This window comes from Halodesulfovibrio sp. MK-HDV (genome assembly GCF_009914765.1).
Classification (GTDB): Bacteria; Desulfobacterota; Desulfovibrionia; order Desulfovibrionales; family Desulfovibrionaceae; genus Halodesulfovibrio.
This window is the reverse complement of the sequence record NZ_WYDS01000007.1, coordinates 134,006-158,367: the sequence shown is the minus strand read 5'-3', so window position 1 is coordinate 158,367 and position 24,362 is coordinate 134,006. Positions and strand designations below refer to the sequence as shown.

Sequence of the window (24,362 nt, the reverse complement as noted above, 5' to 3'; positions counted from 1 at the left end):
ATGTTTTTACCAATAATGTGGGTTTTTTTGAATGATGAAAGCAAAGAAATATTGTGATTTATATACTGATGAATTGTCGCAAGTAGTGCATCCAGATACAGCAGTGCGAATAGTTAGTTCAGAGCTTAATATTGCTGGTGCAAAAATTTTTGGGCTTAAGAACTTTTTGTCACCATTTTGTAATGGCGATATGGGCAAGAACAAATTACTGCAAGATATTTCGAGTGGTAATGTTGTTATATTAGAAGACGGAAAAGCGTTTCACGGAATTTTAGATAGTAATGGCATGGAGTCTTCGTTTCTCAATAGTTCTTTCCGTTCTAAAATACAGCATGTTCGGACTCAGGGTAAAGTCCGTCCAAAATATGGATTTGGGCTTGCAGATGAGAGTGAAAATGTTGTTGCTGAGTATTCTCCAGAACCTGTTGTTCCTGATACGGTTAATTGCGAAGAGAACCCTAGAACAGAATTTTGTTTAGGATGGATGCTTGTTGAAAACGGACAGCAAAAAGAAGAGATATTAAAAGAGCTGCTTCCAGCTAAGGAACAAGCTGACAAAAGAGCTTTTTTAACTAAGCATAATGAGCACCTAGATGATTACGTACGTAAAGGTGAGATTGTTGTAATTCCAACTACAGATCCTGTAGTACAGGAGGATGTTAATAAGCTGAAAGAGGTAAAGGTTGAAGCAACAGCCGCACACAGGGGGATACACTCTTTGCCTGAGGAAACTAGTGATGCTTTAAACAACCACTTTTATGGTTTTGATCATAGTGCAGCAAATAAAAAGGAATCTGAAGGAACACTCTCGGATAGTGCAGGAAAAATACAAACATGGGGAGGTGCCTTAAATAATAGAGTTGATAACGTGTTTAAAGAACTTCAAAATTCAATTGATACTTTGGATAGTGCGTATAAAAAAGCAGCACCAGAAATTGTGGAAAGTAAAAAGTTGCCAGAGTCCCTTAAGATGGTAAGGGCCGAAACTTTTCAAAAGTTACAGAGACCACTAGATAAATTAGCTTTGAAGGCTTCTGGGATAAAAGTATACCCTAAGGTTAAACATACTCTCGGCTTGTCTACTAAATCAATAATCCACAATGCAGATGCATTGCTTGAAAGCGGTGAAGTGAGATCTCTTGGCAGACGGACAGAGGTTATTGCTAAAAGTGCAAAGAAAGTGAAAGTCTCAGGTAGGACTTTTTTATATTTGGATATCGCGCTGTCAGCTCCGAAGGTCTATACTGCTGCAACCACTGAAGGAGGAGATGTGGGAAGGGTTGTTACCGCAGAAGCTGCGAGGGTTACAGGTGGCTATTATGTAGGATTGGGTTTTGAAATTGCCGCTGCAAGTGCTTTGACGGCCTTAGGGGTTTCAAGCTCAATTGTTACTGTTCCTCTTCTTTTGGTAGCAGGAGGAGTAGGTGCCACCTATGGCAGTGGATGGTCACACGATTTGGCGGAAGTCGTGTATGATGGAGAATTGGGACGTTTGTGGGATAACGTGTTTGAATAACCATAATTAATAGTTATTAGGAAGACACATGGAACAAGAATTTTTGCTTTTACTAAAATCTGTTATGGAAAAATCTATTTTGGTGGTCTGTGTAGCGAGTGCGATTTCAATAGCCCTAGTTGTGTATATGATGTTGTTGGGTGGATTGTGTCGTTTAGATAGATCGTTAGGTGTAGATATTGACCCTAGTTTTGATGATTGGCACTCACAGCGAGCACGGTATTTCTCATATGGATTTAAATATCTTTTTGGGGAATTGAATGTTCCTAAATCGTTTGGCTTGCATGTTCTTATGTGGGGCTCAGCTATAACAACTCTGATAGTATTCACTGCAATTTTTGGAATTGTTTTCTATAAATATATAGAGTGGGTAATGGGTATTGTTAATTCATTTCCACAGACTTTTATTAATGACATATGTGCAGCAGCTTTTTTTTACGGGCAATTTGTTATTTTATTTATGATTGTTGTGTTTGCTTTGGTATTGCCTCGTCATTTCGGAAAAAAGTTTATTATCCAGAATTTTACAAAGAGAACCTATGAGGAGAAAAACGAATACGATCCCTTTACTAACCAGGCTAACAATACAGCTTTGTTGGGCTTAATTCGTGCGAAAAAGAAACCTTATCGTAATGGAACATTTTATCCGAAAGGTTTGTTGCCTAAAATAGTTCTTTGTTCCGTAATAGGTTTTGATATTTTTTTTTAAAATTTTTGCAGTTGGTGTTGTTCTTTTTTTCGGAATTAATTTTGGATTAAAATTGCTGTAACCAGTTGTTTGTTCAATGCAAAGGGTAATTTTTTCTAAAATAGCCGACCGGCGTGATTTGTCTAACTTGGGTTATGCAACCTTCGTTGGTTTCCTGTCCATTCTCTCCCCCTTACCGCATAAGAGATACCCCATGCTCCAACGTGTTTTTCTTCTTTCGCTTCTCTTCTTGCTGTTAGCCACACAATGCTTTGCAGCTCTTGTTAAACCTGCCACACCTCATGCTCTTCCATATTCAGTGTTAGCTTCTGAAAAAGAGGAAATTGGCGGGCTTTGGTTCCATACCTATTCAATTACGCTGGGGCTTTCACTCGAAGCATATTCGACAGTAACTTCTGAGCAGATTATAGATACAGCCGTGAGTGCTGTGTGGGATATATACCAATCCACAAAAGGGAACTCTATCTCTGTAGCTGTCTATGTAAACAAAGAGCATGTGCGGCTAGGTCAAAATATTGGTAGTGCGCACTTAGGGAGTGGAAGTGAACATGTTAGTAATGGATGGGGGCAGGATGTTTGCCCGATACCCCCTTTACGGGAAATGCAGATAACCACTTTGTGGTATGAGTTGAGGCCACAATATATGGTGCAAGGGTGTTATGGGATGGAATTAGATAAGAAAGCTCTTTTGCAGGCAATCTCCGAGAGTTTGGATATCCCTGTCGAAGTGATTGAAGCTCCCGAGAGCGATCATTCCCAGTGTTTCGATCATGAGTAGTAATTGGATGCGTAGGTTTTTTTTACGGCAGTTGTTTGCACGAAAAGCCATGCAGCACGTTGGTATTTGGTGTGGGCTCTGGTTCGGATTTTTTATGGCGGTACAATCCCTGCTGCATTTACTTCCTATCTGGCCTACCGAATGTGAAGGTTGTCGTTTAGCCTTCATTTCTCTCGCAATAGCTTTTTGGATTGCTTTGCTTTTGGCGAGCTTGAGTATTTATTTTTTGCAAAGCAGGCACACCAGAAGATGGAGATGTTTTAAGGCTTTCTGGCTATCTATCGGAATTTTTTTTATTAACACTGTTTGTCGGCAGTATTTTCGTAGATCAAGGTGATGTGGATCGATATTTTTTGCGACGTTACTTTAATGGTGATTGTCGGCATTACTTGAGCCTTACCTATGGCTATAGATACTTTATGTTTTATCCATGCGTGGTTGTTTGGTCTGGAGTGTTAGCGAGCTTTTTGGCAGAAAAGATTTCATTTCGGTGTTTTTTTCATTTTTCATTTTTTTGCCACAATATTTCTGGGGGGAAATATTCTATTTATTGCTGACGCGTCGTTTCCGTATTATCGAGAAGTCTTCTTTAGTGGTGGTGTGTTACAAGGAAGTGCTTTGTTTGTATCATTCATGAGGTATATGTTTTTCCTACTACTTCCCTCAAGCCTGCTTTGTGCAATTTATGTGAGCAGGAAGGTCGAAGGCCGTCTAACGAGACAGTTGTGTTAGATTTTTTGAAGAACTTCTATTAAATGGCGCTTGGCGTAGATTTGACGACCCGTTAGGTGTGGCAACTATTCAATTATGTTTGGATAGTCAGATATGTAGAATTTGCGTAAGGAAGAGATGGCTGTCGGTATTGAACCGTGTTTGTAGAAAAAAATATAGATAGGGTGAAATGAAAGCTTGATGTAAATGTAACATCTGTTACACTCGCGTAGTTGTAGAGAAAGAATTGTGCACAGAACTGTGCAGCAGGGCATAGATAATAAAAAATCCCCTTACAAAATTGCAAGGGGACTTTTCTTTGTGATGTCTCACAAAGTGGTGGGCTATACAGGAGTCGAACCTGTGGCCTCTGCCTCCGGAGGGCAGCGCTCTATCCAGCTGAGCTAATAGCCCGTGGGCGATTAAGTAGACTTGAGAGTCTATGATGTCAAGTTATATAACGTGTTGCCATGCCCTGTCAGCATAAAATGATGTAAAGTAATAAAGCGAGAATGTCAGCGGGACATGAGGCCTTTGTGCCATGATAGGTCTGTTTACAGGCGCTCAATTGTGTCTCGATTTGTCTCGATTTGCATCATGAAAAAGCAAAAAGTCACATATTTGTTATTTGAGACTGTTCGAGGCACAAATATTTTGAACTTGTTACAACAAATAACAAAAAAAGAAATCAAATTTGACAAAATTGTGCAAAATGAGAGAAAAAACCTTTTTAGAGATTATTTTTCTAGCACTCGCATAATTAGTTTGGTAAAGCCGCTTGCAAGACAATAATGCAAAGCAAATGGTCTTTGCTGTTAGTTTGTCTTGTCTGCGTTTTTTTAACGTTACACCGGAACAGAGATGCTCCGATAGTAAGTGAGAGTCATGAAAAAGATTGTTGTAGCCGTGACAGGCGCCAGTGGCATGCCACTGTCAGTTACGCTGCTCAAAGAACTCGCCGCCACTTCTCAGGCTGAAGTACATCTTATTGTATCTGATGCAGCTAAGACAGTCCTCGAGCTTGAGTCAGGGCTTACTCTCGATCATCTCACCTCCTATGCACACTCTGTTTACTCACAACATGAATTTGGGGCAGCACCGGCAAGTGGTTCCTGGTTGCACGACGGTATGATTATTTGTCCGTGCTCTATGGCCTCTCTTGGCGCAATCGCCAACGGTATCGGTTCTAACCTTATACATAGAGCTGCTGATGTAACTTTGAAAGAACGTAGAAAGCTTATTCTTGTTCCTCGCGAGACACCGCTGAATCGTATACACTTGCAGAACATGCTCGCGGCCGATGAAGCAGGTGCGCTTATTATGCCACCTACTCCGGGCTTTTATTCAAAGCCTGAGACGATAGAAGATATTTGTACTCATCTGGTAGGTAGAATGCTTGATCATTTAGGCATCGAGCATGCTTTAGTTAAACGCTGGAACGGTATTTAGCCGCTTCAACTTTAGCCGGAGGACAGCACATGCAGGAATTGCAATGGAATGGACACGCGAATTTTCAACTGAAAACTCCTTCAGCGACAATATTAATTGATCCGTTTTTTGAAGGAAACCCTTCTGCCGCCAGCACATGGCAGAATGCATCGAAACCGGATGCTGTGTTTGTGACCCACGATCACGATGACCATACCGGTTCAACAGTCGAAATTTGTAAATCCACAGGTGCTAAGCTTGGTGCGATTGTCGGTACAACTGATAAGTTAGTAGCGGCAGGCATTCCGCAGGAACAGGTTATTAATGGCATCGGTTTTAATATTGGTGGTACCATTGTGGTGGAAGGTGTGAGTGTGACCATGACACAAGCCTACCATTCCACAGAATCCGGTGCTCCTGTCGGGTATATTTTCCGACTGGACGACGGATACACCGTATATCATGCCGGTGACACAGGAATTTTCTCAGGAATGGAATTATGGGGGCGATTGTATGACATCGATCTCGCCCTGCTGCCGATAGGTGGCGTGTTTACTATGGATGCAAAACAGGCGGCGCTCGCATGCAGTCTGCTTAAATGCAAAAGCGTGATGCCGATGCATTGGGGCACCTTCCCCGTCCTTGAACAGAACACAAAAGATTTTGCTTACCAGTTGAAGAATTATGCTCCGGATTGTCGCCTGTACGATTTAAAACCAGGTGATACTTTGAAGCTTGAAAACACAACGGCTGCTGACTGTAAATGTTAGCAGAAGTCAGTGAATTGCATGGACTGGTATCGGGCAAGACAAAACGATGTCGAAAAAAACAAGTTGGGTAGTCTATCTTGTGCGATGTGCAGACGGTTCGCTCTACTGCGGCATAACAACCGATATGGACAGACGCCTTGGCGAACATAACTCGGGTAAAGGAGCAAGATATACACGCTCCAGACGCCCAGTTTCCCTGATTGCCAGCGCCTTTGTTCCGGATCGGAGCACAGCTTCTAAGATAGAATGTAACATAAAAAGACAGCCCTCCGGCAAGAAAGTAGAAACTCTGAACAGGTGCGTCAGAGAGTTCGCTTCTTCTGCAGCGCAGTCACAAGATGCCAGTTAGTGCATAAGGAATTTTATTATGGAAAGATGTATTTTTTCTGATCTCCCGTTGTCTCCGGAGTTATTGAAAGCAGTTGAAGACATGGGATTTGAAGAAGCATCTCCAATTCAGGCTTTGGCCATCCCGCCCCTTCTCGAAGGTAAGGACGTAATTGGTCAGGCTCAGACAGGTACGGGTAAAACCGCAGCGTTCGGTATTCCAGCTTTGGAAAAAGTCGACGTGCGTCAAAAATCTCCACAGGCAATCATTCTTTGCCCTACTCGTGAACTTGCTATTCAGGTTGCTACAGAGATTACTGAACTCGCTAAGCGTAAACGTGGCGTGTTTGTACTTCCTATTTACGGTGGCCAGCCAATCGATCGTCAGATTAAAGCTCTGCGTCGTGGTGTTCAGGTTATCGTAGGTACTCCTGGTCGTGTAATGGACCACATGAAACGTGGTACTATTTCCCTTCAGGAAATCAGCATGGCTGTTCTTGATGAAGCGGACGAAATGCTCGACATGGGCTTCCGTGATGACATCGAGTTCATCCTTGAACAGGTTCCGGAAAAAAGCCAGACAGTATTCTTCTCCGCTACCATGCGTGACGAGATTCTTGGACTTGCTAAACGCTTCCTTAAAGAACCTGAGTTCCTTAAAGTTACTCAGAAGGTTCTTACTGTTCCTAACATTGAACAGATTTACTACGAAGTTCGTCCTTTCCAGAAAATGGATGCTCTTTGTCGTGTACTCGACGTATACAACCCTAAGCTCACAATCGTATTCTGCTCCACTAAACGTGGCGTAGACGAACTTACTGCGAATCTTCAGGGTCATGGCTACCAGGCAGACGGTCTGCACGGTAACTTGAACCAGACTCAGCGTGACCGCGTTATGAACCGTTTCCGTAAAGGTAACATCGAAGTGCTCGTTGCAACTGACGTAGCAGCTCGTGGTATCGACGTAGACGACGTTGAAGCAGTAGTTAACTACGATATCCCTAACGACGTAGAATACTACGTTCACCGTATCGGCCGTACAGGTCGTGCAGGTCGTATGGGTCGTGCGTTTACTTTTGTTTCCGGTAAAGAATTCTGGAAGCTTCGCGATATCAAACGCTACACTAAAGCACGTATCGTACAGCACCAGGTTCCTACCATTGCTGACGTTGAAAATGCGAAATCAAGCAAACTGCTCGACGAAATTCGCGACAACATCAACAAACACGAACTTGATCGTTACCTCACCATCGTTAATGACTTCATTCAGAACGAATTTGATGGCGACCTCACTACTACTGAGATGGCAGCAGCGCTGCTTAAAATTCTCATGCATCGTGAACTCGGTGACGCAATGCCGGAAGAGAAAAAATCCTTCGGCGACACTGGCGCACAGGCAGGCATGGTTCGTCTGTTCATCAACGTTGGTCGCAAAAGCCGTATCGGCGCACGTGACATCGTAGGTGCAATCGCTGGTGAATCCGGTCTTCCTGGTAAAATGATTGGTGCAATCGATATTTACGATCGCTTCACCTTCGTTGAAGTTCCAGAAGACTACGCACAGGAAGTTCTTAACGTAATGAACGGCAACCAGATTCGCGGCAACAAATTGTTCGTTGAACCTGCTTCCCGTCGATAAGACTCCTAGCTATAGAAATAAGAAAGGCTGCCCGTTTGGGCAGCCTTTTTTTATGGTCTTTTGTCTGTGAGGTGTCGCTGCATATTGTTGTTGAGCAATGAGCAAGCGACTTTTTTTGTAAGATGTAATCCGCGGACAGCCTGACTTTTACATGAGAAACAGGGTGCGAATTAGTACAACAGAACCAAAAGCGGTATGTCGTTTTGTTTGAATATGTTGTTACTGACTTGTTGTTACTTTTAATTTCTTAGCTGGTGAAATCTGCGTAAGGATTACGCCGCCAAGCACAAGGCCGGATGCCACAAACTGTGCTGTAGAGAGTCGATCTCCAAGAAACAAAAAGCCCATGAGCATTGTAAATACAGGAATAAGGTTGGTAAAACCAGATGCTTGTCCTGCCGGTACTTTGCTTAATCCGTAGTTGTACATACCGTATGCACCCATTGTTACAACGCTTGCAAGATAGAGAACGGCAATGGTTGCGTCCTGCGGGTATTCCGTCGGGAAGGCATCAGGGGTGAACATAAGGAGCGGCAGAAAAAATATAGCTCCAACCCATGCTTGCAGCGCCGTAATAAACAGCGGTGAATAGCGGTTGGAAAGATTTTTTGCCGTGATCATGTAGCCCGTCGCAGATACCATAGCGAGCGTTTCAAGCGTGTTGCCGAGCATCGGGTTAGGCGCGTTTTCGGTTGCCGTTGCTCCCCATGAGAGCATTGCGACGCCGAATGCAGCAAGAATGAATCCTGCCCATACGCGTAGAGCCAGTTTTTCTTTAAGAACAAAGAACGCGGCAATGGCTACAAACACTGGGAGTGTCGCAACAATCATCCCTGCCTGTGTGGCGGATGTATATTTGAGCGCGTATGCCTCGAAAAGAAAGTACAGGCCGGGTTCGCATACTGCCATGAAAATAAGTTGCTTCCAGTCCTCTCGTCGGACTTTAAGACCACGAAAATTCTTCCAGAGTACAAGAAAGAGTATGGATGCGATGATCATGCGTCCAAATACAACAGCAATAGGCGAAAAGCCTGTTACAGCAATCTTCATTGCGATGAATGAACTCGCCCACAGAACCATAGCACTGAAAAGTGACAAGGTAGGAAGAAGGTGGTCTTTAGTAAGCATTGTTTTGAAATCCTGAAAATAGAATCTGAAAGGAACTGCTACTGATCAACGAACAATGGATGACGAATGATAGATGATCAAAGCACAGCTAGTCGCAGTCGGGAGAAGGAAAAAATAGAGCGGTAGTCCTTATGGAGTACTGCTTTTTTATTCACCCGACACAGCCTCTGGAAAGGAAAAATAGTAGCTGTCTAAAGAACTACTACAAGTTAGACACCATGTCAGTAGTCACTTTCTTCAGTGTTGTAAATCAGATTAGTAGCTGATTTTTATTGTTCTTCATGCGCGGGGATTAGTGGTGTTTCAACTGAAGAATTTTCAAATATTTCTCTGCTGCTTCGGCGCTGGCTCATCCAGACTCCGGCAAGAACAAGAATGCAGGCTGCGTACTGCAAGAGGGTGAGGGATTCGGAAAGAACCACATGACCAAGCCCGATGGCAATGACCGGTATAAGGTTGCCGTACGCTGAAGCTTGAGCCGCAGGAACATGACGCAGTCCGTAGTTGTAGAAGAGGTATGCACCAAAGCTTACAGCGGTTCCCAGATACAGGATTGCCAAAACAGCATCGGGTTGAACGTTAGCAGGAATGGTTTCTCCGGAAAGCAGGAGAATGGGGAAAAAGAAGATCGTTCCTATCCATGCCTGTAGTGCCGTTAGTGTGAATGCCGAATAAGAGGCGCAAAGGCGCTTTGCAGTCAAGATGTATCCCGTAGCTGACAACATGGCCATCATTTCAAAAAAGTTCCCTAAAAGGGGATTTGGAGCCGAATCAGTGGCAATGCTTTTCATGGAGAGAAGCGCCACGCCGCCAATGGCTGTAATAAATCCAGCCCAGACTATTTTTGGCTGCTTTTCTCGATAGAGTAGATATGACCCCACAGCCACAAAGATAGGAACAATGGAGCAGATCATTCCTGCTTGTGATGCGGATGTGTATTTCAGCGCATGTGCTTCAAAGATGAAAAGAAGACACGGCTCACAGAGCACTAAAAAAGCAAAAGTTTTCCAGTGTTCGCGAGGGATTTTTTTAATTTCAATTCGGCGCCATTGAGTAAGCAGGACAAGCGAGGCAATAGCCATACGGCAGAAGACCACAAGCATTGGCGAAAATGCGACAATGGCGAACTTCATCGCAACAAAAGAGCTTGCCCACAGTGTCATGGCAGCGCAAAGCGAGAGTTGCGGAAGAAGTGAAGAGTGTTTGGTTAGCATGATGTCTGTATCGTATAGAAGGCTGAAGGCGGAGAGTGTTTTTTAGTACAGTCCTGCCCGTTGATAGAAGCGGCGTACGGAGAGTTCTACCAGAACGAACAGTACAACCGGAACAATCAGGAATATGAGCGTGAGCGCGCTTGCCATGGCTCTATCCGCCCCTGTGATAAACGGGAACAGGTAGCCGGTGAAGGAAGGCACAACGCCGCCGCCGATGAGGAATACGAGATAGTAATCTGAAAATGCCACTAAAAAGACCACAGAACCACCCGCGATAATGCTTGGAAGCAGTAGTGGAAATGTTACATAACGTAGCTGCATCCATAACGATGCACCCAAGTTTTTTGCGCAGAGTTCATATTCTTCGCTGTATGCCTCAAAGCCTGAAATAAGGGCGCGAAGCATGAACGGGTAGCTGAAAATAGTCAAGATGAGCACAACCCCTGCAAAGGTATCTGCCAGAGAAAATTTGATAAAGACGTGGTGAATCCCCATAGAGAACGTCATGGCTGGAACGAGCGCAGGCGTAAGTAAAATTCCTTGCAGTACATTTTTACCTGCAAAATGAACTCGTGCAAAATGGTAAGCAGGTAACAGGCAGAGTATAAGCGTGCAGAATGTCGTCGCCAGTGAGTACAGCACTGAAACACTAAGATGCAGCAGGATAGGGTTGCTATGTTGCCATACAGATTGCAACGCTTTGGTGGAATATTGTGTTGGAATAATATCCGGCCATGTCCAGCCGGGGGCGAACAAAGAAATGACGAGCACCGCGGTAGGGCCGACGAAAAAGAGTATGAAAAACAGGAACAATAATTTGTGGCGCAGGGTGGTTCTAGCCATGTATTTCCTCCGGACGTGTCTTTGCTACTGATCGCAGATAGAAGGTGAGAAAGACAATGGAGAATAGAAATATGCTGATGAGAATCGCCATGGCTTGCGGGCGATGGTACAGCTCTTTTCTAAAATACATGTTGTATGCTTCAATGCTGAGCATAGCAGGCTGTGAGCCGCCGAGTAAAAACGGAATCTCAAATGCACCGAATCCGAATAGGAAAAGAATGCAAAATGTTGAATGCAGGGCGCCGCAGATGTGAGGATACGTGACGGTACGAAATGTTCGGAAATGTCCTGCTCCCAGCATGTAAGCTGTTTCCAGCAGACGCATATCCAGTCGTTTGAGTGACGCATAGACCATGAGCAACGCAAACGGAATTTGCTTGTAGGTGTAGGCGATGATCATGCCCCAACCGTCTCCGCCGAATAATATAGATGGAAAATCCTGCGGTGTGGCGGTGACTCCCGCATGGAACATGGCAGACGAAACCAGTCCTGATTTTGCCCAGAAAAAGAAAACGATAAATCCTACTGCAAGGTGCGGCAGAATGAGGGGGATTTTGTAAATAACACCCGCCTGCTGCAAAACAGACGGCATTCTCCATAATCCAACCGCCAGAACGGTACCGATGGCCACAGAAAACAGCGCAGCCAGTGCGCCGACTTTTATGGACAGAAGAAACGAACGCAGCATATAGGGTGTGAGCAACGCTTTGTAGCTGTCTAGTAGACCGCCTTCATAGGGAAACGGTAACCCCATTCCTAGAGATTGAAGAACAGCCAGTACTATTCCTCCGACAAAAAAGAGGAAAAAAGGAATGAGTAATGGTGATAAATAGCGTAAATTCAAAAATATAGACTGGTTAGGCATGAGGTTCCATTGCTGTAGATCATATGAATACTATATCTGCACGTTACAGGAATCGCGGCCAACGTACAATTTGAAGATAATCTCAGCAAATACTATATCATATCAAATAGTTTTACATCAAACATATAGGGCCATATGGAATCTCAATCGAATTCATGGACGAGCATTTCTCTTGCTGCCGCAGTCGTTTCTGCGGGTAGTTTGCTTTCGCGTATCGTTGGCTTGTTGCGCGATGTCATGATCGCGTCGTTGCTTGGTGCAGGCCCATTGGCGGATGCGCTGATTGTGGCGTTCCGTATTCCTAATCTTTTTAGAAAATTATTTGCAGAAGGTTCACTCTCTTCCGCTGTCACGGCAACGGTCACCCATGTTCGTGAAGTGGAAGGTGAAGCAAGGGCGGCATCACTTATCCGTACTTGTCTTTTGTGGACTGTCGGAATTTTTTCATTATTGCTGGTGCTGGCAGAATACGGAAGCAAGATACTTGCAGCGGTACTGGCACCGGGGTTGTCTATGTCTCCGGATGTTTTTGATCATGCGAATACTCTGCTGACTATGACGTTGCCGTATCTTGTGTGCATTGGTCTGGTAGCGTTTTTATCTGGTGTACTGCATAGCCGTAAACATTTTTATGCACCTGCACTCGCGCCGCTGGTACTGAATTGCACACTCGTGCTTGGTGCAAGCATCGCGTGGATTTGTTCCTTACCCGTTGCGGAAACCCTGTGTGTGTCGTTGGTCATCGGCGGCGTGCTGCAGGTTCTTTTACAGCTCATGTTTCTTCGTGGTGAAGTATTTTGGCGTGGCGCTTGGACATTGCGTGATGCGCATGCCCGTTCACTGGGAAAAACTCTCGTGCCCACAATATTAAGCGGGGCGGTATTTCAGCTCAGTGTCGTGTTAGTGACGATGCTTGCTTCGTTTCAGGCAAAAGGCACCATTGCAAAGCTCTATTTTGCGGACAGGCTTGTACAGTTTCCTTTGGGTTTAATTGGTGTAGCCATTGGCGTTGCGGTTCTTCCGGCACTATCTTCTCTTGCTGTTTCTAACGACAGGCAGAAATATGGCGAGGTGTTGGCCTCTGCTGTGCAATTTACATTGTTTTTGTCTCTTCCTGCTGCTGTCGGATTGTATGTTCTGGCACATCCTGTTCTTCAATTTTTCTTTGAGCGCGGGGCGTTTTCAGCCTTAGATGCTGCTGCGGCTTCTGCCATGCTACAGGCGTTTTCTTTGGGGCTTCCAGCTTTTGCCATCACGCGTCCTTTGCTTAGCGGGTATTACGCAAAGCAAAACAGCCGTATTCCCTTATTAGCGGGGGGATGTAATCTGGCGGTGACTGTGGTGTCAGGCGCACTCTTCATGCAAATGTGGGGCGGAGCAGGGCTTGCGTTGGCGGTATCATGCGGTGGTTGGGTCAACTGTATTTTGTTGTATGTCCTGTTGCGACGTGAGGGTGTTTGTCTGGCTCAACCGGGCAGATGGAATTTGGTATACGCCTTGATGAGTGTTTTTGTGGGCATTGCTTGCTGGTGGGCGGTACCGTTTGGAATTGCCAGTTTGCTTTGCATTCCCGTTGTGGCTTTGGGGTATGTCGGATGTTTGTATGTTGGACGTAGCCCTGATGCTCAGCTTCTTTTTTCATTGGTGAAGAAAACAGGTCGCAAGCATTAGAAATGATTAATTTATAGATTGCTTAGAAAGTCTGGCTACGCTATTTTGAAAATAGTGTTAACGTTGTTTTTCTATATGTTTAGAAGCTCCATGATCAGGCGGTAGTGCAATGCTGAAGCGGATAATCAAGCTGCAGTTTTTTCCAGACAGCTACACCAAAAATTTTATTGCAGTCAGCATTCTTTTAACAGCAATATTTCTTATTGTTTTTAATATGTTGTACTACTTGTTTGCTATTGATCAGCGTATACAAAATTTTATTCAGAATCATACAGAACATGCGCAGATACTTTCGACTCACTTAGCGACTCCTTTAAAAGAAGGGCGATTGGAGCGGGCAGACAAGTTCATTCATGAAGAGCTATCGCATAAAAGCACATCAGGGCTCTTTTTGTACGACGCAGACGGCGCACTCATCTGTGGTTGCTATAAGAATGAAGATCATGAGGTGGTTCCGCCTCTTGATTCATCAGAGTATATTATCGAATTGCCAATCTATCATGCCGATTCCCACGTTGGTAAGCTTGTTTCAATAGTGACATTTACCCCGTCGCATCAACATTTTCTTAGTCTTTTTATCCCCTCCGTTTTTGCCAATATAGTTGCAAGTTCAATGGTTGTGCTCATGATCATTTTGCTCATTGTTAAGACATTGCTGCGTCCGCTGCGTGAGCTTTCTGATACTGCCCGTAGAGTTCGGGAGGAGCAGACGTATTCATTGCGTGCAAAGCGCGAAGGAATGGGCGAGCTGGCAGAACTTACGGATTCATTCAACAGTATGCTTGATCATATTGAAGCGCACGACATGTTCCTGCATTCGGAAAGTCGTAATCTTGAGATAGAAGTGCTGGAACGTACGCTGGAGCTCGAGAAGGCCACGAAAGAGGCAGAAACGGCAAATAGCGCAAAAAGCGAGTTTATCGCCAGTGTAAGCCATGAACTACGCACGCCGATGAATGCTATCCTCGGCATGACAAACATGCTTCAAACCACAGTGCTGACCAATAAACAGCGTGAGTATGCAGAGATTATTGCCGCATCATCGCAAAGCCTGTTGCATCTGATTAACGGTGTGCTTGATCTTTCTAAATTGGAAGCGAAGAAGCTGGAAATAGAAGAAACAAATTTCATTCTGCGTGATGTGCTGGATGAACTCTCGATTATCTTCACCGAAAAAGTTGCTGTAAAAGAAATGGATTTGGTGGTGATTGTGGATGAGGGCGTACCGCCTGTCATGCGTGGTGATTCGTTCCGCTTAAAGCAGATTCTTTTGAACCTTGTGGGCAACGCATTTAAGTTTACAGACCGCGGCGTAATTGAATTACGAGTGGGAATGAACGGTACTGTTGCAAAGCCTATTCAGATTCCACACGCCCGTGAAAATGATGAAGTGGTTCAGCTCGCCTTTTCTGTAAAGGATAAGGGCATCGGCATTGCCAAAGAAGCGCAAACCAAATTGTTTGATACCTTTGTGCAGGCTGACGGTTCAACTTCCCGTCAATACGGAGGCACTGGTTTGGGGCTTTCCATTGTGGCAGAGCTTGTTTCCTTGATGAAGGGCTCCATTACTGTAGAAAGTACCGTAGGGCGGGGCAGTACCTTCACCATAGTGCTGCCGTTTGCTGTGGCGGAAGATGAACGTAGTTACATTCTTCCTGTATTTACAGGCTGGCGTGTGCTTGTTCTTGAGCCATCTATTGCCGCGCGTGCCATGTGGCGAAATTTGTTTGCAGAGCTGGACATGCTTGTTGTTGTGCTTGGTACAGAGCGGCAAATGCTGTTGCAGCTTGAGCACCAGACGCAAGGCACAGAGTTTGATCTCATAGTGCTTGGTAGTAAAGAGTTGCTGGATATGACAGGGGGGCTTGTGAACTACCTGTGCCAGCATCCAGAATTAAAAATTCTTCTGGCTGCAAGGCTTGGAGATGAAACACTACCTAAGCGCGAGTGTGATTTTACGCTGACCGCATTTTTACGACGTCCGGTAACTTTTGCGCAGCTCAAGCTAAGTATTTTACGTGCGCTTGATTCTGACAAGGGTGTTCAGTCTGAACTGGCTTCAGAAGCAGGAAGTCTTGAAGGGCTGGCTGTTCTGGTTGTTGAAGATAATCCCATTAACCAACAGGTGATGCGGGAAATTTTAGAATATCTCGGTGTGAAGGTCACAATTGCAAAGGATGGCAATTCAGCCATAGAGCTACTTTCAATTTGCACATACGATTTGGTGCTGATGGATATTCAGTTGCCGGGTATGGATGGATTCACAACAACTATCCGGCTGCGTGAAGAGCTGGAATTGTCAGATTTACCCGTGATAGCCATGACAGCACATACTTTGCAGGAAGACAGGGACAGGGCGGCTCGAGCAGGTATGAACGGCTATTTAACAAAGCCTGTTGAGCTGGATGCCTTGGTGAAGTTGTTGAAAGAATATGATTTGAGAGAACAAAAGGCCGTATTTTCGACTGAAAAAGAACCCTCCGAATGTATCCCACCGAAGAATACGTTATCCAAGGCTCCGCACGTTGATTCAGAAGAGAATCCGGCGCTTTTAGAAAATTTACCGGGTTTGGTCGTGTCGGAAGGCGTGGAAAGATTAAGCGGGAAAAGCCACATATATATATTAGTGGTGAAGACGTTCTACGAAACATACGCGGATGTAGCCGAAGATATTCGTGCACTATTTGATGCACAGGACTTGGTCGGGCTGGCAGGCAAGGCACATACACTTGCAGGTGCCAGTGGTAATATTTCTGCAAAAGATGTTTTTGCGTGTGCGGAGAAGATAGAAAAAAAAGCCAGAGCCGGACATGTGGATGTTGCGGACATTGACGCATTCGAAGAAGCATTGAAGACAGCCTGCCTGTCGATGGAGCGTTTGCTAGGCCTGTAGGCTGGAGCTTAAAGACAAGATAAAGAAAAAGCCCCGTACATAGTACGGGGCGTTCTTACTTGGATGGGGCGAATGAAGAGGATTGAACTCTCGACAACACGGGCCACAACCGTGTGCTCTACCAACTGAGCTACATCCGCCACAAGCAGGAATGTGTACTATAGACTTCGGTCTTTTGGGTCAAGCATAAATTTCATTTTTTTTAAATTTATTGCTTCCTGATCTAAGTCAGCTTATACGACTTTACATGAGAGGGACTGATATTCGCTGTATAACCTAGCATGCCCTTCTAAATTCTAATCCTGTGTGTACGATTGGTCAACCAAGATACCACGTTGTAGCAATTCCTGAGATAATCATACATGTATTTGTATGCTTCTCATGTCCTGTTTCTGCCATGTGTCTTACAATGGACGGTCTACACACTGTAACTTTAATTTAGGAACACATGCTTCGATATTCGAGACCCATTCAAGGGAGACATATGGAAAAATTAGTTATTCAAGGTGGCGTTCCGTTAAACGGAACAATTCGTGTCAGCGGCGCAAAAAATGCTGCATTACCGATTCTGATGGGCTCAATTCTACTTGCAGAGCCTGCACGTTTTACTAACGTGCCTAACTTGCGAGATATTCGCACAATCATCAGTCTTCTGGACATTCTTGGATGCCCGGGTCGGTTTACTGACGGGGTTGTTGAAACAGAAGGTTGTGATCCGAAACCAGAAGCACCGTATGATCTTGTAAAAACCATGCGTGCCTCTGTGTTATGTCTTGGCCCTCTGCTTGCCCGCCTTGGCGAAGCTAAAGTTGCATATCCGGGTGGCTGCGCAATTGGCGCACGACCTGTTGATTTGCACCTCTCTGCACTTGAAAAAATGGGCGCAGTCTTTGAAGTAGACTCCGGTTACATCATGGGGAGATGTGACGGACGATTGAAAGGCGCGCATATTGTTTTTGAAAAAGTAACCGTAGGCGGAACAGAAAACCTGCTTATGGCAGCCAGCCTTGCAGAAGGCGAAACTATTCTTGAAAACGCAGCCCGCGAACCGGAAATTGTAGATCTTGCAAACTTCCTTATCGCGTGTGGTGCTAAGATTGAAGGGCACGGCTCAGGTGTTATTCGCATTCAGGGTGTTGAACACCTTAAAGGGTGTGAATACTCTATTATGCCAGACCGCATTGAAGCAGGTACCTTTATGATTGCAGCTGCAATTACAAAAGGTGATCTGTTCCTTGAAGATTGCCCGAACGATGCACTCGATGCTGTAATCAGTAAAATTGAAGAAATGGGCGTACGTGTGACTCAGGAAGAAAACGGAACTCGCGTAACATACGTAGAGCCTCTTTCTCCTGTGGAAATCACTACTCAGCCATACCCTGGCTTCCCTACAGATATGCAGGCGCAGTTTATGGCGCTTATGTGTTATGTGGACGGTACCTCAATGGTGGAAGAAACCATTTTTGAGAACCGTTTTATGCATGCACCGGAACTTGCACGCATGGGAGCGGATATCCGCCCTGTTGGCAGAACAGCCCGTATTAAAGGCGGTTCTGTTTTGCGCGGCGCGCCAGTTATGGCGTCCGACCTTCGCGCAAGTGCATCCCTTGTTCTTGCAGGGCTTGCAGCAGAAGGGGAAACACATGTGCAGCGTATTTACCATTTAGATCGTGGATACGAACACATTGAAGAGAAGCTTATCCCTGTGGGTGCGCGGATTCAACGCGTAAACGAAGATTAAGTAATTAAGGCCTGCAGTCGTAATAGATTGCAGGCTTTTTTTTTGAAAAAAAGTGAACACCGTTTACTTTTAAAAGGAATAAATTGCATTTTCCTGTGATCGCCTGAGCTTTAACGCTGTTTTAGGCGCAGGGTACATATTCACATATTTTTATCAGGAAGACCCCAAGAGTATGTCTTGGCACTTTACGTTGTGAGTGTTATGCCTTGCGGCGATGTTTCTTATCGTCCTGCCTTTTTAGAAAGCTGAGTAGCAGTGTTCTTAAAAATCAGCGTGTTACAGTAGACGTGCTGTGCGTTGAATAGAAAATTGCGAAAGGTGATAGACTGTAGGATAGATTTTTTCCGGAAACATTAGGGCATAAACCATATACCTTAGTGTTTCTGTCCTCCTTGTATGCTTTGCAATGGAGGACTGAATGGAAAAGGGGGAACCTGGCCGGCTCCCCCTTCTTCTCAGAGTAAGGCAAATCCGTACATGGCATTTGCACTGCACGAATTTGCCTTACTCTGAGCGCCACATTCCCGAGATCGAGTCAGCGCGCTGTATATTTTCTGTCACAGAAGTATGCGGCGTTTTCTAGTTTCTACGCCTTTTTTCTGTCTTCAAGTCCTCGTTGAACTGCCTCTGCAAACTTGGTGCGCAGTTGCTCAACTGCCTCGTCTTCCAACGTTAAATCATGTTGCCTAAGGGTAGATGTGACGTGGGAGACCATGTTCTCCTGTTCCTTTTTCGCATCAAAATCTGGTAGAAAACGTGCCTTGTCATACATCGATCCGATGAAGGTGGTCATGATGTCGTTGGCAAGTTGCTGCGACCGTGGTGGAAGGGGAGACATTGTTTTCAGTGGCTTACTGAGCTGCACAGTTTCTTCTTTTGGTTTGCGCATTCGCAAGAGTCCCCATATTGCTGTAAGCAAAAACACCAATACCGCAAAGTAGCTGGAAATACTTCCGCGCAGCATATACGCAATGTACGGAAGCGCCAGAATCAACAGGCAGCATGAGTATAAAAGAATCTTGGTTATGGGCACAGTGTTACCAGCTTTGTTTGTACAGCTCCATGTATGATGTTGCCATCTTCATGTCGGTAAATTTCTGAACGCGTCTGTTACCGCCTTCTACAAGGCGAGCACGCAGTTGTTCATCCAGCATGAGTGTGCGAAGAAGCTTCGCGAGCTTTTCATGATCGTGGTTAGGGAATGTCAGTCCATTTTTCTGGTCTTCTACCAGCTCCAAGTTGGATGGAAGGTCAGACGCCACGACCGGAAGCTGGCCTACCCAGCCTTCTTTGATCACACCGGAAGAGCCTTCACCGTTAACAGACGGCACAGCCAGCAGATCAAAATACGGGAGCTGTTCACGGGCGTCCTGACGTCCGAGCAAAGCGAGATGGCTGCTGATTTCAAGCTCTTCTGCCAAGTCTTTAATTTCACCGAATAATGGCCCGTCGCCTACAAAGCGTGCTTCCCATGTGGGAAGATTTTTGTATTTAGCAAGCTCTCCAAGTGCATTAACAAGGACTACATGTCCTTTTTGTTCTGTTAATGCGCCGATCATGCCGATGACAATGCGATTATCGTTGCGATCTTTTTTAGGCTTGTAACGGGAAGCATCAATTCCTGAATGAATGGTGGAAACTTTGCTGCGATCAAGCAGCGGTGCAGACTCCATCATGATGTCAGAAATTTCCTGACTGACACCTACAACGGCATCTGCAAGTAAATATTTTTTGCCGCTCCATCCTTTTTTAAGAGGATAGGACACACGGCGGGTGTGAATGAGACGGAAGGCATTGCTACACATCTTTTTGATAATGCCGCCAAGCGATGCGCTTTTTGCACAGTTGGTGTGAATCACCTGTGCGCCATGTTTTGTGACGGCGCGGCGAAGTTTATAGATGTTGCATATGCCCCAGTCTCGGGCACCGGAAAGGGGCAGAAGGGTAATTCCTTCTACTTCTGCTGCGTGTGTGAGTAATGGAGTGTTGGCAGGCGCTGCCAATGTGACTGTGAACTCCTGAGAGCGGGCTAATGCACGCGCCAGGTAGAACACTTGCCATTGTCCACCACGCATTTCTTTTCCGAGGTCAAGCAACAAAATGTGCATACATATTTTCCTGAATATCCAATGCGAGCTCCGTTCCCCTGAGTGTCCGCACTGTGATGTTGTTAATTCTAATGAGATGAGAAGACTGCTAAGAATCTTCTTTTGTATAGCGAGGTAACTATGCGCCGTACGATCTTCTGAGTAGTTCGCGAGTGTCTTAACGTTATGAAGTACAAAAGGTATCAATGCGAGAAAAAGTTTAGTTCAAAACACATGTGAAAGTATGTGAGAACCTGTGTTTTTCGAACCTGCGCCAGTAAACTGGCGCGGACTATTGATCCTTGCGGTATTGTACTCATCGGCATAGTTTTCAAACTGTTAAAAAGCCGGTGCCGTCAAAAACAGCACCGGCTCTATTGTATCAAACATGTAAACAGAGCCTGCGCCGATAACGATTGTTGTTCGTATCCCGATGGCGGGAGTATCGGCGGTAGTCACAGAAAGCTGACTAAAGTGGCAGTCCGTTTACTTCAAGGTCTTCTTTGAGAACACGTCTAATTTCTTTGGCAACAGGCCCCGGACGAACATCGCTGATTGGCTGACCTTCAAAGCGAACAATGGAGATACAGTCGGACGTTGTGCCGAAGATTAAGACTTCTTTTGCTCGGAAAAGGTCATCTTCACGCACTGCGCCAAATTCAATTTTAATCTTGTCTTTCATCAGTTCAACAGCGCGCATAATGGTTGTTCCCACCAGTGCGTTGGAGAATTCAGGGACAAGAAGCGTTCCTTGCTGATTAACAAGAGCAACGTTTTCTGTTGCACCTTCAGCGATAAAGTCATCAGCATCAAAGCTGAACGGGAAGTCGTAGCCGCGTTCAACCGCTTCGCGCTTCATAAGCACGTTAGGGATGTAATTCGCGCTCTTAACCCGCGCCATGTGCGGAGGCTTTGCCGGAATGGAGGAACGGAAGGCTGTTGCGCCTTTTTCGAACCACTCTTCCGGTTTTTGTTTGAACGTATACGCGACAATGTACAGGCTGCTTACCGGACATTCTTTCGGGTCGATGCCGAAGCCGCCCGGGCCGCGACCAATAATGATGCGCAGCAGTCCGTTTTGCGTTTCCGCAGCTTTTGCTACATCAACAGCAAGCTCTGCAAGCTTTTCCCAGGTGCAGGGTGGCGACAGGTGGAGTCCTTTTACGGAATTCTTCATACGCTCTATGTGCGCATCAAGTTGATACAGTTTTCCGTTTACCCATTTAATGCTTTCAAAAACGCCATCACCCCTGTGGGCGAGATGGTCGTCCATAGGCAGCAGCATCAATTTCGGGTTCTTACAAATACATCCGATACGGTGCTCGTAAAAGGCAAGCACGTCGCGCTCACCGGCTCGACGGCTATTCAGAATCTTGGAAATGTATTCCTCTGTATCACATACTGTCGCCACGGTTGCTTTCTCCTAGTCGAATACGGTTGTGTCTTTCACACCAAGAAGGTCGCGTTTAATCAATTCTTCCGCAATCTGTACTGTGTTAAGAGCAGCACCTTTGCGGATGTTGTCAGAAACGATCCACATGTTGAGACCATTTTCAATGGTTTCATCTTCGCGGATACGTCCAACGTAGGTGTCATCTTGACCTGCAGCATCAATTGCCATCGGGTAGATTTTTTCACCTGGGTTATCAAGTACGGTTACACCCGGTGCCTGAGTAAGAATAACGCGTGCTTCTGCCGGAGTAATTTTCTGTTCAGTCTCAATGTTCACAGATTCGCTGTGACCATAGAAAACAGGAATACGTACACATGTAGCAGTTACTTTAACAGAAGGATCGTTGAAGATTTTAACGGTTTCGTGAACCATCTTCATTTCTTCTTTGGTGTAGTCATTGTCCATGAAAACATCGATCTGCGGGAGAGCGTTGAACGCAATCTGGTGCGGGTACACTTCTGCATCCGGTGTCTGCATGTTGAAAAGTTGACGAATCTGTGTTTCGAGCTCGGTAATTGCTTTCTGACCGGAACCGGACACTGCCTGATAGGTGGAAACAACGATACGTTTGATCTGAGCGTTGTCGTGCAGCGGCTTAAGCGCAACCATCATCTGGATAGTGGAACAGTTAGGGTTAGCAATAATGCCGTTGTGCTCTTCCAGTGCATCCGGGTTAACTTCCGGAACAACCAATGGACAGCGGTCATCCATGCGCCATGCGCTGGAGTTATCTACAACAACACAGCCAGCTTTAGCTGCGATTGGTGCAAATTTTTCAGACGTGGAGCCACCGGCGGAAAAGAGCGCAATATCAACGCCTTCAAAAGAGTCTTCAGTCAGTTCTTTGACTGTAAGTTCACCACCCGCATACGGTACTGTGGTGCCTGCGGATCGTGAAGATGCGAGGGCAATTACCTCGGTAGCTGGAAAATCACGGCCTTCCAATACGGAAAGCATTTCCCGCCCTACAGCACCTGTGGCACCGACAACGGCAACCACTAAACGATCTTTACTCATTTCAACTCTCCTTGAGCACATAGAAATTTGGTAACAGTCGGCGTACTATATAACAGAAACCGCCATTTCTGTTTATGCAGCGCCTTTATTTATTAAAAACTCAGCCATCTTCCGATCTATTCCGTTGATATGATTAAACCACCAGTCAGTTAGGTAGTCTAAGAGCTCAGGAGTAATGTCTGCTTTGTTATTAAGATAATCCAGCAGGAATCCAATTGCATTGGAAAAAAATTCTCTATGTTGCTCCATGTGCGATTCAAAGTCCGGAATTTCATCTCTGTACGCACTCATCAAATCTACTTCTGTAGCAAAATGCATGTGAGCATAGTCATTCACTTTATGAATGAGGGGGCTTAAAACAGAGTCTTCTTCTCCGTTCATATATGCATAGTACAGAGTGTTAATAATCTGCGTCAGTTCGGCGTGTTGCTTGTCAATTTCAGCAATGCCGGTGTTCATTGAAGAGTTCCATTCGAATGTCGCCATGCATATCTCCTGAATAGCATCCCTTGTGGAAAGGGCTAGGTGTTCCTTATCAATATACTTTCACGGCGAGACAATAGGACAACAATGCTAGTAATTCAATCAGTAATATAGAGTAGTGGTATTAATAGCGATTTACAAGGTATGCGCCACTAATCAGCAGCACTATTCCGCATACACGCATGAGTGTAACGGGGCGAAGCGGGTATCCGAGGAGTCCGAAGTGGTCAAAAACTATTGAACTGATAAATTGTCCGCAGATGAGAAGCGAGAGCATTGCAATGGCGCCAATGCGTGGTGCGAGGTAGGTGAGTGTTGTGACACCGACAGCACCGAGAATACCGCCGAACCATGCGTACCATGGAACGGTGGATGTTGTGAGCGCAGGAATGGGGATTCGTGTTGCGACGACAAATAGAGTCAAAGATATGGTGCCGACGAAGAAAGAAACAAGTGAGGCAATGGGCGCACTTTGGCTCCATTGTTGGGTGATTATGGCATTAAGACCCATTTGCAGGGGCATAAACGTGCCGACAATGAGTGCGAGAAAAAGTAGTGTGATGTGCATAGATTCACCCCTTCAGCGCAACACATGAATCGTGTCAGCTTCGCAGACGGGAGGCGCACCAATCGTATGCGAAATTTCGATTATTCAGGTCGCGCTATGCTAGCGTAGTTAACGCCTGCACTATGGGGATGTCTGCTTTAAGAAAATCAAGCTCACAGGCTTCATGAGGCATAACCCACTGTACAGTATGTCCTTCTTGAGGAATCAGTGTACCTTCAAATGCGGTTATGTGGAAGAAGAGAAGCGTAACAATAAGCTCTTCGTATTCATGGGTGAGTGTTTGCCAGTACTTCCATTCCGTCGGCGTAATATCCAGTTCTTCCTGAAATTCACGCACAAGTGCGGCTTCCGGTGTTTCCCCCGGCTCAATTTTGCCGCCGGGGAACTCCCAAAAACCGCCAAATGGCGCGTTAGCCGGACGTCGGGCGGCGAGATAGCGCTCACCGTCCCATACTATACCGGCAACAACTGTAATGGCTTTTTTCATGCCTAGCCTGCCAGCGACTCGCGCTGTTCTTTCA

Annotated in this window: 21 protein-coding genes and 2 tRNA genes; 10 read left to right on the top strand and 13 right to left on the bottom strand. The window is 45.5% G+C overall.

Features of this window, described 5'->3' with window-relative positions:
• Positions 1 to 31: 31 nt before the first annotated feature.
• From MKHDV_RS07625 to MKHDV_RS07615, 3 genes are all read left to right on the top strand, one after another.
• The gene (locus MKHDV_RS07625; RefSeq protein WP_160713919.1) at positions 32 to 1,516 is read left to right on the top strand and encodes a hypothetical protein; all 1,485 of its coding nucleotides are present in this window, start codon (positions 32 to 34) and stop codon (positions 1,514 to 1,516) included.
• Positions 1,517 to 1,544: 28 nt separating this feature from the next.
• Positions 1,545 to 2,225 (top strand): hypothetical protein, encoded by a 681-nt coding sequence (locus tag MKHDV_RS07620; protein ID WP_160713917.1) that lies wholly within the window; start codon positions 1,545 to 1,547, stop codon positions 2,223 to 2,225.
• Positions 2,226 to 2,418: 193 nt separating this feature from the next.
• A complete protein-coding gene (locus MKHDV_RS07615; RefSeq protein ID WP_216846885.1) occupies positions 2,419 to 3,003 on the top strand; it encodes a hypothetical protein in 585 nt (194 codons plus the stop codon).
• A gap of 1,048 nt (positions 3,004 to 4,051) precedes the next feature.
• Here the strand turns inward: MKHDV_RS07615 and MKHDV_RS07610 are convergent.
• A tRNA-Arg gene (locus tag MKHDV_RS07610) sits at positions 4,052 to 4,128 on the bottom strand.
• 471 nt (positions 4,129 to 4,599) lie between these two features.
• Between MKHDV_RS07610 and MKHDV_RS07605 the strand changes: the two genes are divergently transcribed.
• From MKHDV_RS07605 to MKHDV_RS07590, 4 genes are read left to right on the top strand one after another with little or no spacing between them, the layout of a single operon-like run.
• Complete coding sequence (locus MKHDV_RS07605) at positions 4,600 to 5,163, top strand: UbiX family flavin prenyltransferase (protein WP_160713913.1); 564 nt, start codon at positions 4,600 to 4,602, stop codon at positions 5,161 to 5,163.
• Positions 5,164 to 5,192: 29 nt separating this feature from the next.
• Positions 5,193 to 5,912, top strand: a complete 720-nt coding sequence (locus tag MKHDV_RS07600; RefSeq protein WP_160713911.1) for a metal-dependent hydrolase — start codon at positions 5,193 to 5,195, stop codon at positions 5,910 to 5,912.
• Positions 5,913 to 5,958: 46 nt separating this feature from the next.
• Positions 5,959 to 6,261: a GIY-YIG nuclease family protein gene (locus MKHDV_RS07595; protein ID WP_160713909.1), complete on the top strand. Its 303-nt coding sequence runs from the start codon at positions 5,959 to 5,961 to the stop codon at positions 6,259 to 6,261.
• Positions 6,262 to 6,279: 18 nt separating this feature from the next.
• Positions 6,280 to 7,878, top strand: a complete 1,599-nt coding sequence (locus tag MKHDV_RS07590; RefSeq protein WP_160713907.1) for a DEAD/DEAH box helicase — start codon at positions 6,280 to 6,282, stop codon at positions 7,876 to 7,878.
• A gap of 219 nt (positions 7,879 to 8,097) precedes the next feature.
• Here the strand turns inward: MKHDV_RS07590 and MKHDV_RS07585 are convergent, their stop codons facing one another.
• The 4 genes from MKHDV_RS07585 to MKHDV_RS07570 form a co-directional block, all read right to left on the bottom strand.
• Positions 8,098 to 9,006: a DMT family transporter gene (locus tag MKHDV_RS07585; RefSeq protein WP_160713905.1), complete on the bottom strand. Its 909-nt coding sequence runs from the start codon at positions 9,004 to 9,006 to the stop codon at positions 8,098 to 8,100.
• Positions 9,007 to 9,275: 269 nt separating this feature from the next.
• On the bottom strand, positions 9,276 to 10,220 hold the full coding sequence (locus MKHDV_RS07580; protein ID WP_160713903.1) for a DMT family transporter: 945 nt from the start codon (positions 10,218 to 10,220) through the stop codon (positions 9,276 to 9,278).
• Positions 10,221 to 10,262: 42 nt separating this feature from the next.
• Positions 10,263 to 11,063, bottom strand: a complete 801-nt coding sequence (locus tag MKHDV_RS07575) for an ABC transporter permease (RefSeq protein ID WP_160713901.1) — start codon at positions 11,061 to 11,063, stop codon at positions 10,263 to 10,265.
• Complete coding sequence (locus tag MKHDV_RS07570; protein ID WP_254060429.1) at positions 11,056 to 11,928, bottom strand: ABC transporter permease; 873 nt, start codon at positions 11,926 to 11,928, stop codon at positions 11,056 to 11,058. The genes MKHDV_RS07575 and MKHDV_RS07570 overlap by 8 nt, the downstream gene beginning before the upstream one ends.
• 135 nt (positions 11,929 to 12,063) lie before the next feature.
• Between MKHDV_RS07570 and murJ the strand changes: the two genes are divergently transcribed.
• Both murJ and MKHDV_RS07560 read left to right on the top strand, forming a co-directional pair.
• A complete protein-coding gene (gene murJ / locus MKHDV_RS07565; protein ID WP_160713899.1) occupies positions 12,064 to 13,599 on the top strand; it encodes a murein biosynthesis integral membrane protein MurJ in 1,536 nt (511 codons plus the stop codon).
• Positions 13,600 to 13,708: 109 nt separating this feature from the next.
• The gene (locus MKHDV_RS07560; protein ID WP_160713897.1) at positions 13,709 to 16,492 is read left to right on the top strand and encodes a hybrid sensor histidine kinase/response regulator; all 2,784 of its coding nucleotides are present in this window, start codon (positions 13,709 to 13,711) and stop codon (positions 16,490 to 16,492) included.
• Positions 16,493 to 16,556: 64 nt separating this feature from the next.
• On the opposite strand, the gene MKHDV_RS07555 is transcribed toward MKHDV_RS07560, so the two are convergent.
• Positions 16,557 to 16,632: transfer RNA gene (locus MKHDV_RS07555), tRNA-His, on the bottom strand.
• 344 nt (positions 16,633 to 16,976) lie between these two features.
• Here MKHDV_RS07555 and murA point away from each other — a divergent pair.
• Positions 16,977 to 18,233, top strand: a complete 1,257-nt coding sequence (gene murA / locus MKHDV_RS07550; protein ID WP_160713895.1) for a UDP-N-acetylglucosamine 1-carboxyvinyltransferase — start codon at positions 16,977 to 16,979, stop codon at positions 18,231 to 18,233.
• A 586-nt stretch (positions 18,234 to 18,819) separates the two neighbouring features.
• Here murA and MKHDV_RS07545 read toward each other — a convergent pair.
• The 7 genes from MKHDV_RS07545 to MKHDV_RS07515 all read right to left on the bottom strand — a co-directional run bounded on the left by MKHDV_RS07545 (position 18,820) and on the right by MKHDV_RS07515 (position 24,328).
• Positions 18,820 to 19,266 carry a hypothetical protein gene (locus tag MKHDV_RS07545; protein WP_160713893.1) on the bottom strand — a complete coding sequence of 149 codons (447 nt, stop codon included), beginning with the start codon at positions 19,264 to 19,266 and terminating at the stop codon, positions 18,820 to 18,822.
• 4 nt (positions 19,267 to 19,270) lie between these two features.
• Positions 19,271 to 20,341: a glycosyltransferase family 4 protein gene (locus MKHDV_RS07540; protein ID WP_160713891.1), complete on the bottom strand. Its 1,071-nt coding sequence runs from the start codon at positions 20,339 to 20,341 to the stop codon at positions 19,271 to 19,273.
• A gap of 448 nt (positions 20,342 to 20,789) precedes the next feature.
• Positions 20,790 to 21,731 (bottom strand): aminotransferase class IV, encoded by a 942-nt coding sequence (locus MKHDV_RS07535; RefSeq protein ID WP_160713889.1) that lies wholly within the window; start codon positions 21,729 to 21,731, stop codon positions 20,790 to 20,792.
• Positions 21,732 to 21,743: 12 nt separating this feature from the next.
• On the bottom strand, positions 21,744 to 22,790 hold the full coding sequence (locus tag MKHDV_RS07530) for an aspartate-semialdehyde dehydrogenase (protein ID WP_160713887.1): 1,047 nt from the start codon (positions 22,788 to 22,790) through the stop codon (positions 21,744 to 21,746).
• Positions 22,791 to 22,862: 72 nt separating this feature from the next.
• Positions 22,863 to 23,276 (bottom strand): bacteriohemerythrin, encoded by a 414-nt coding sequence (locus MKHDV_RS07525; protein ID WP_160713877.1) that lies wholly within the window; start codon positions 23,274 to 23,276, stop codon positions 22,863 to 22,865.
• Positions 23,277 to 23,397: 121 nt separating this feature from the next.
• Positions 23,398 to 23,841 carry a DMT family transporter gene (locus MKHDV_RS07520; protein ID WP_160713849.1) on the bottom strand — a complete coding sequence of 148 codons (444 nt, stop codon included), beginning with the start codon at positions 23,839 to 23,841 and terminating at the stop codon, positions 23,398 to 23,400.
• A 94-nt stretch (positions 23,842 to 23,935) separates the two neighbouring features.
• Entirely contained in the window at positions 23,936 to 24,328 is a 393-nt protein-coding gene (locus MKHDV_RS07515) for a (deoxy)nucleoside triphosphate pyrophosphohydrolase (RefSeq protein ID WP_160713847.1), read from the bottom strand.
• Positions 24,329 to 24,362: the final 34 nt, after the last annotated feature.

Coding starts and splice junctions, on each gene's coding strand:
- MKHDV_RS07575 (WP_160713901.1), bottom strand. CDS start 11,063: ATGGCTAGAACCACCCTGCGCCACAAATTATTGTTCCTGTTTTTCATA.
- MKHDV_RS07540 (WP_160713891.1), bottom strand. CDS start 20,341: ATGCACATTTTGTTGCTTGACCTCGGAAAAGAAATGCGTGGTGGACAA.
- MKHDV_RS07620 (WP_160713917.1), top strand. CDS start 1,545: ATGGAACAAGAATTTTTGCTTTTACTAAAATCTGTTATGGAAAAATCT.
- MKHDV_RS07570 (WP_254060429.1), bottom strand. CDS start 11,928: ATGCCTAACCAGTCTATATTTTTGAATTTACGCTATTTATCACCATTA.
- MKHDV_RS07530 (WP_160713887.1), bottom strand. CDS start 22,790: ATGAGTAAAGATCGTTTAGTGGTTGCCGTTGTCGGTGCCACAGGTGCT.
- MKHDV_RS07605 (WP_160713913.1), top strand. CDS start 4,600: ATGAAAAAGATTGTTGTAGCCGTGACAGGCGCCAGTGGCATGCCACTG.
- MKHDV_RS07625 (WP_160713919.1), top strand. CDS start 32: ATGATGAAAGCAAAGAAATATTGTGATTTATATACTGATGAATTGTCG.
- MKHDV_RS07600 (WP_160713911.1), top strand. CDS start 5,193: ATGCAGGAATTGCAATGGAATGGACACGCGAATTTTCAACTGAAAACT.
- MKHDV_RS07580 (WP_160713903.1), bottom strand. CDS start 10,220: ATGCTAACCAAACACTCTTCACTTCTTCCGCAACTCTCGCTTTGCGCT.
- murA (WP_160713895.1), top strand. CDS start 16,977: ATGGAAAAATTAGTTATTCAAGGTGGCGTTCCGTTAAACGGAACAATT.
- MKHDV_RS07585 (WP_160713905.1), bottom strand. CDS start 9,006: ATGCTTACTAAAGACCACCTTCTTCCTACCTTGTCACTTTTCAGTGCT.
- MKHDV_RS07615 (WP_216846885.1), top strand. CDS start 2,419: ATGCTCCAACGTGTTTTTCTTCTTTCGCTTCTCTTCTTGCTGTTAGCC.
- MKHDV_RS07515 (WP_160713847.1), bottom strand. CDS start 24,328: ATGAAAAAAGCCATTACAGTTGTTGCCGGTATAGTATGGGACGGTGAG.
- MKHDV_RS07595 (WP_160713909.1), top strand. CDS start 5,959: ATGTCGAAAAAAACAAGTTGGGTAGTCTATCTTGTGCGATGTGCAGAC.
- murJ (WP_160713899.1), top strand. CDS start 12,064: ATGGAATCTCAATCGAATTCATGGACGAGCATTTCTCTTGCTGCCGCA.
- MKHDV_RS07590 (WP_160713907.1), top strand. CDS start 6,280: ATGGAAAGATGTATTTTTTCTGATCTCCCGTTGTCTCCGGAGTTATTG.
- MKHDV_RS07520 (WP_160713849.1), bottom strand. CDS start 23,841: ATGCACATCACACTACTTTTTCTCGCACTCATTGTCGGCACGTTTATG.
- MKHDV_RS07560 (WP_160713897.1), top strand. CDS start 13,709: ATGCTGAAGCGGATAATCAAGCTGCAGTTTTTTCCAGACAGCTACACC.
- MKHDV_RS07525 (WP_160713877.1), bottom strand. CDS start 23,276: ATGGCGACATTCGAATGGAACTCTTCAATGAACACCGGCATTGCTGAA.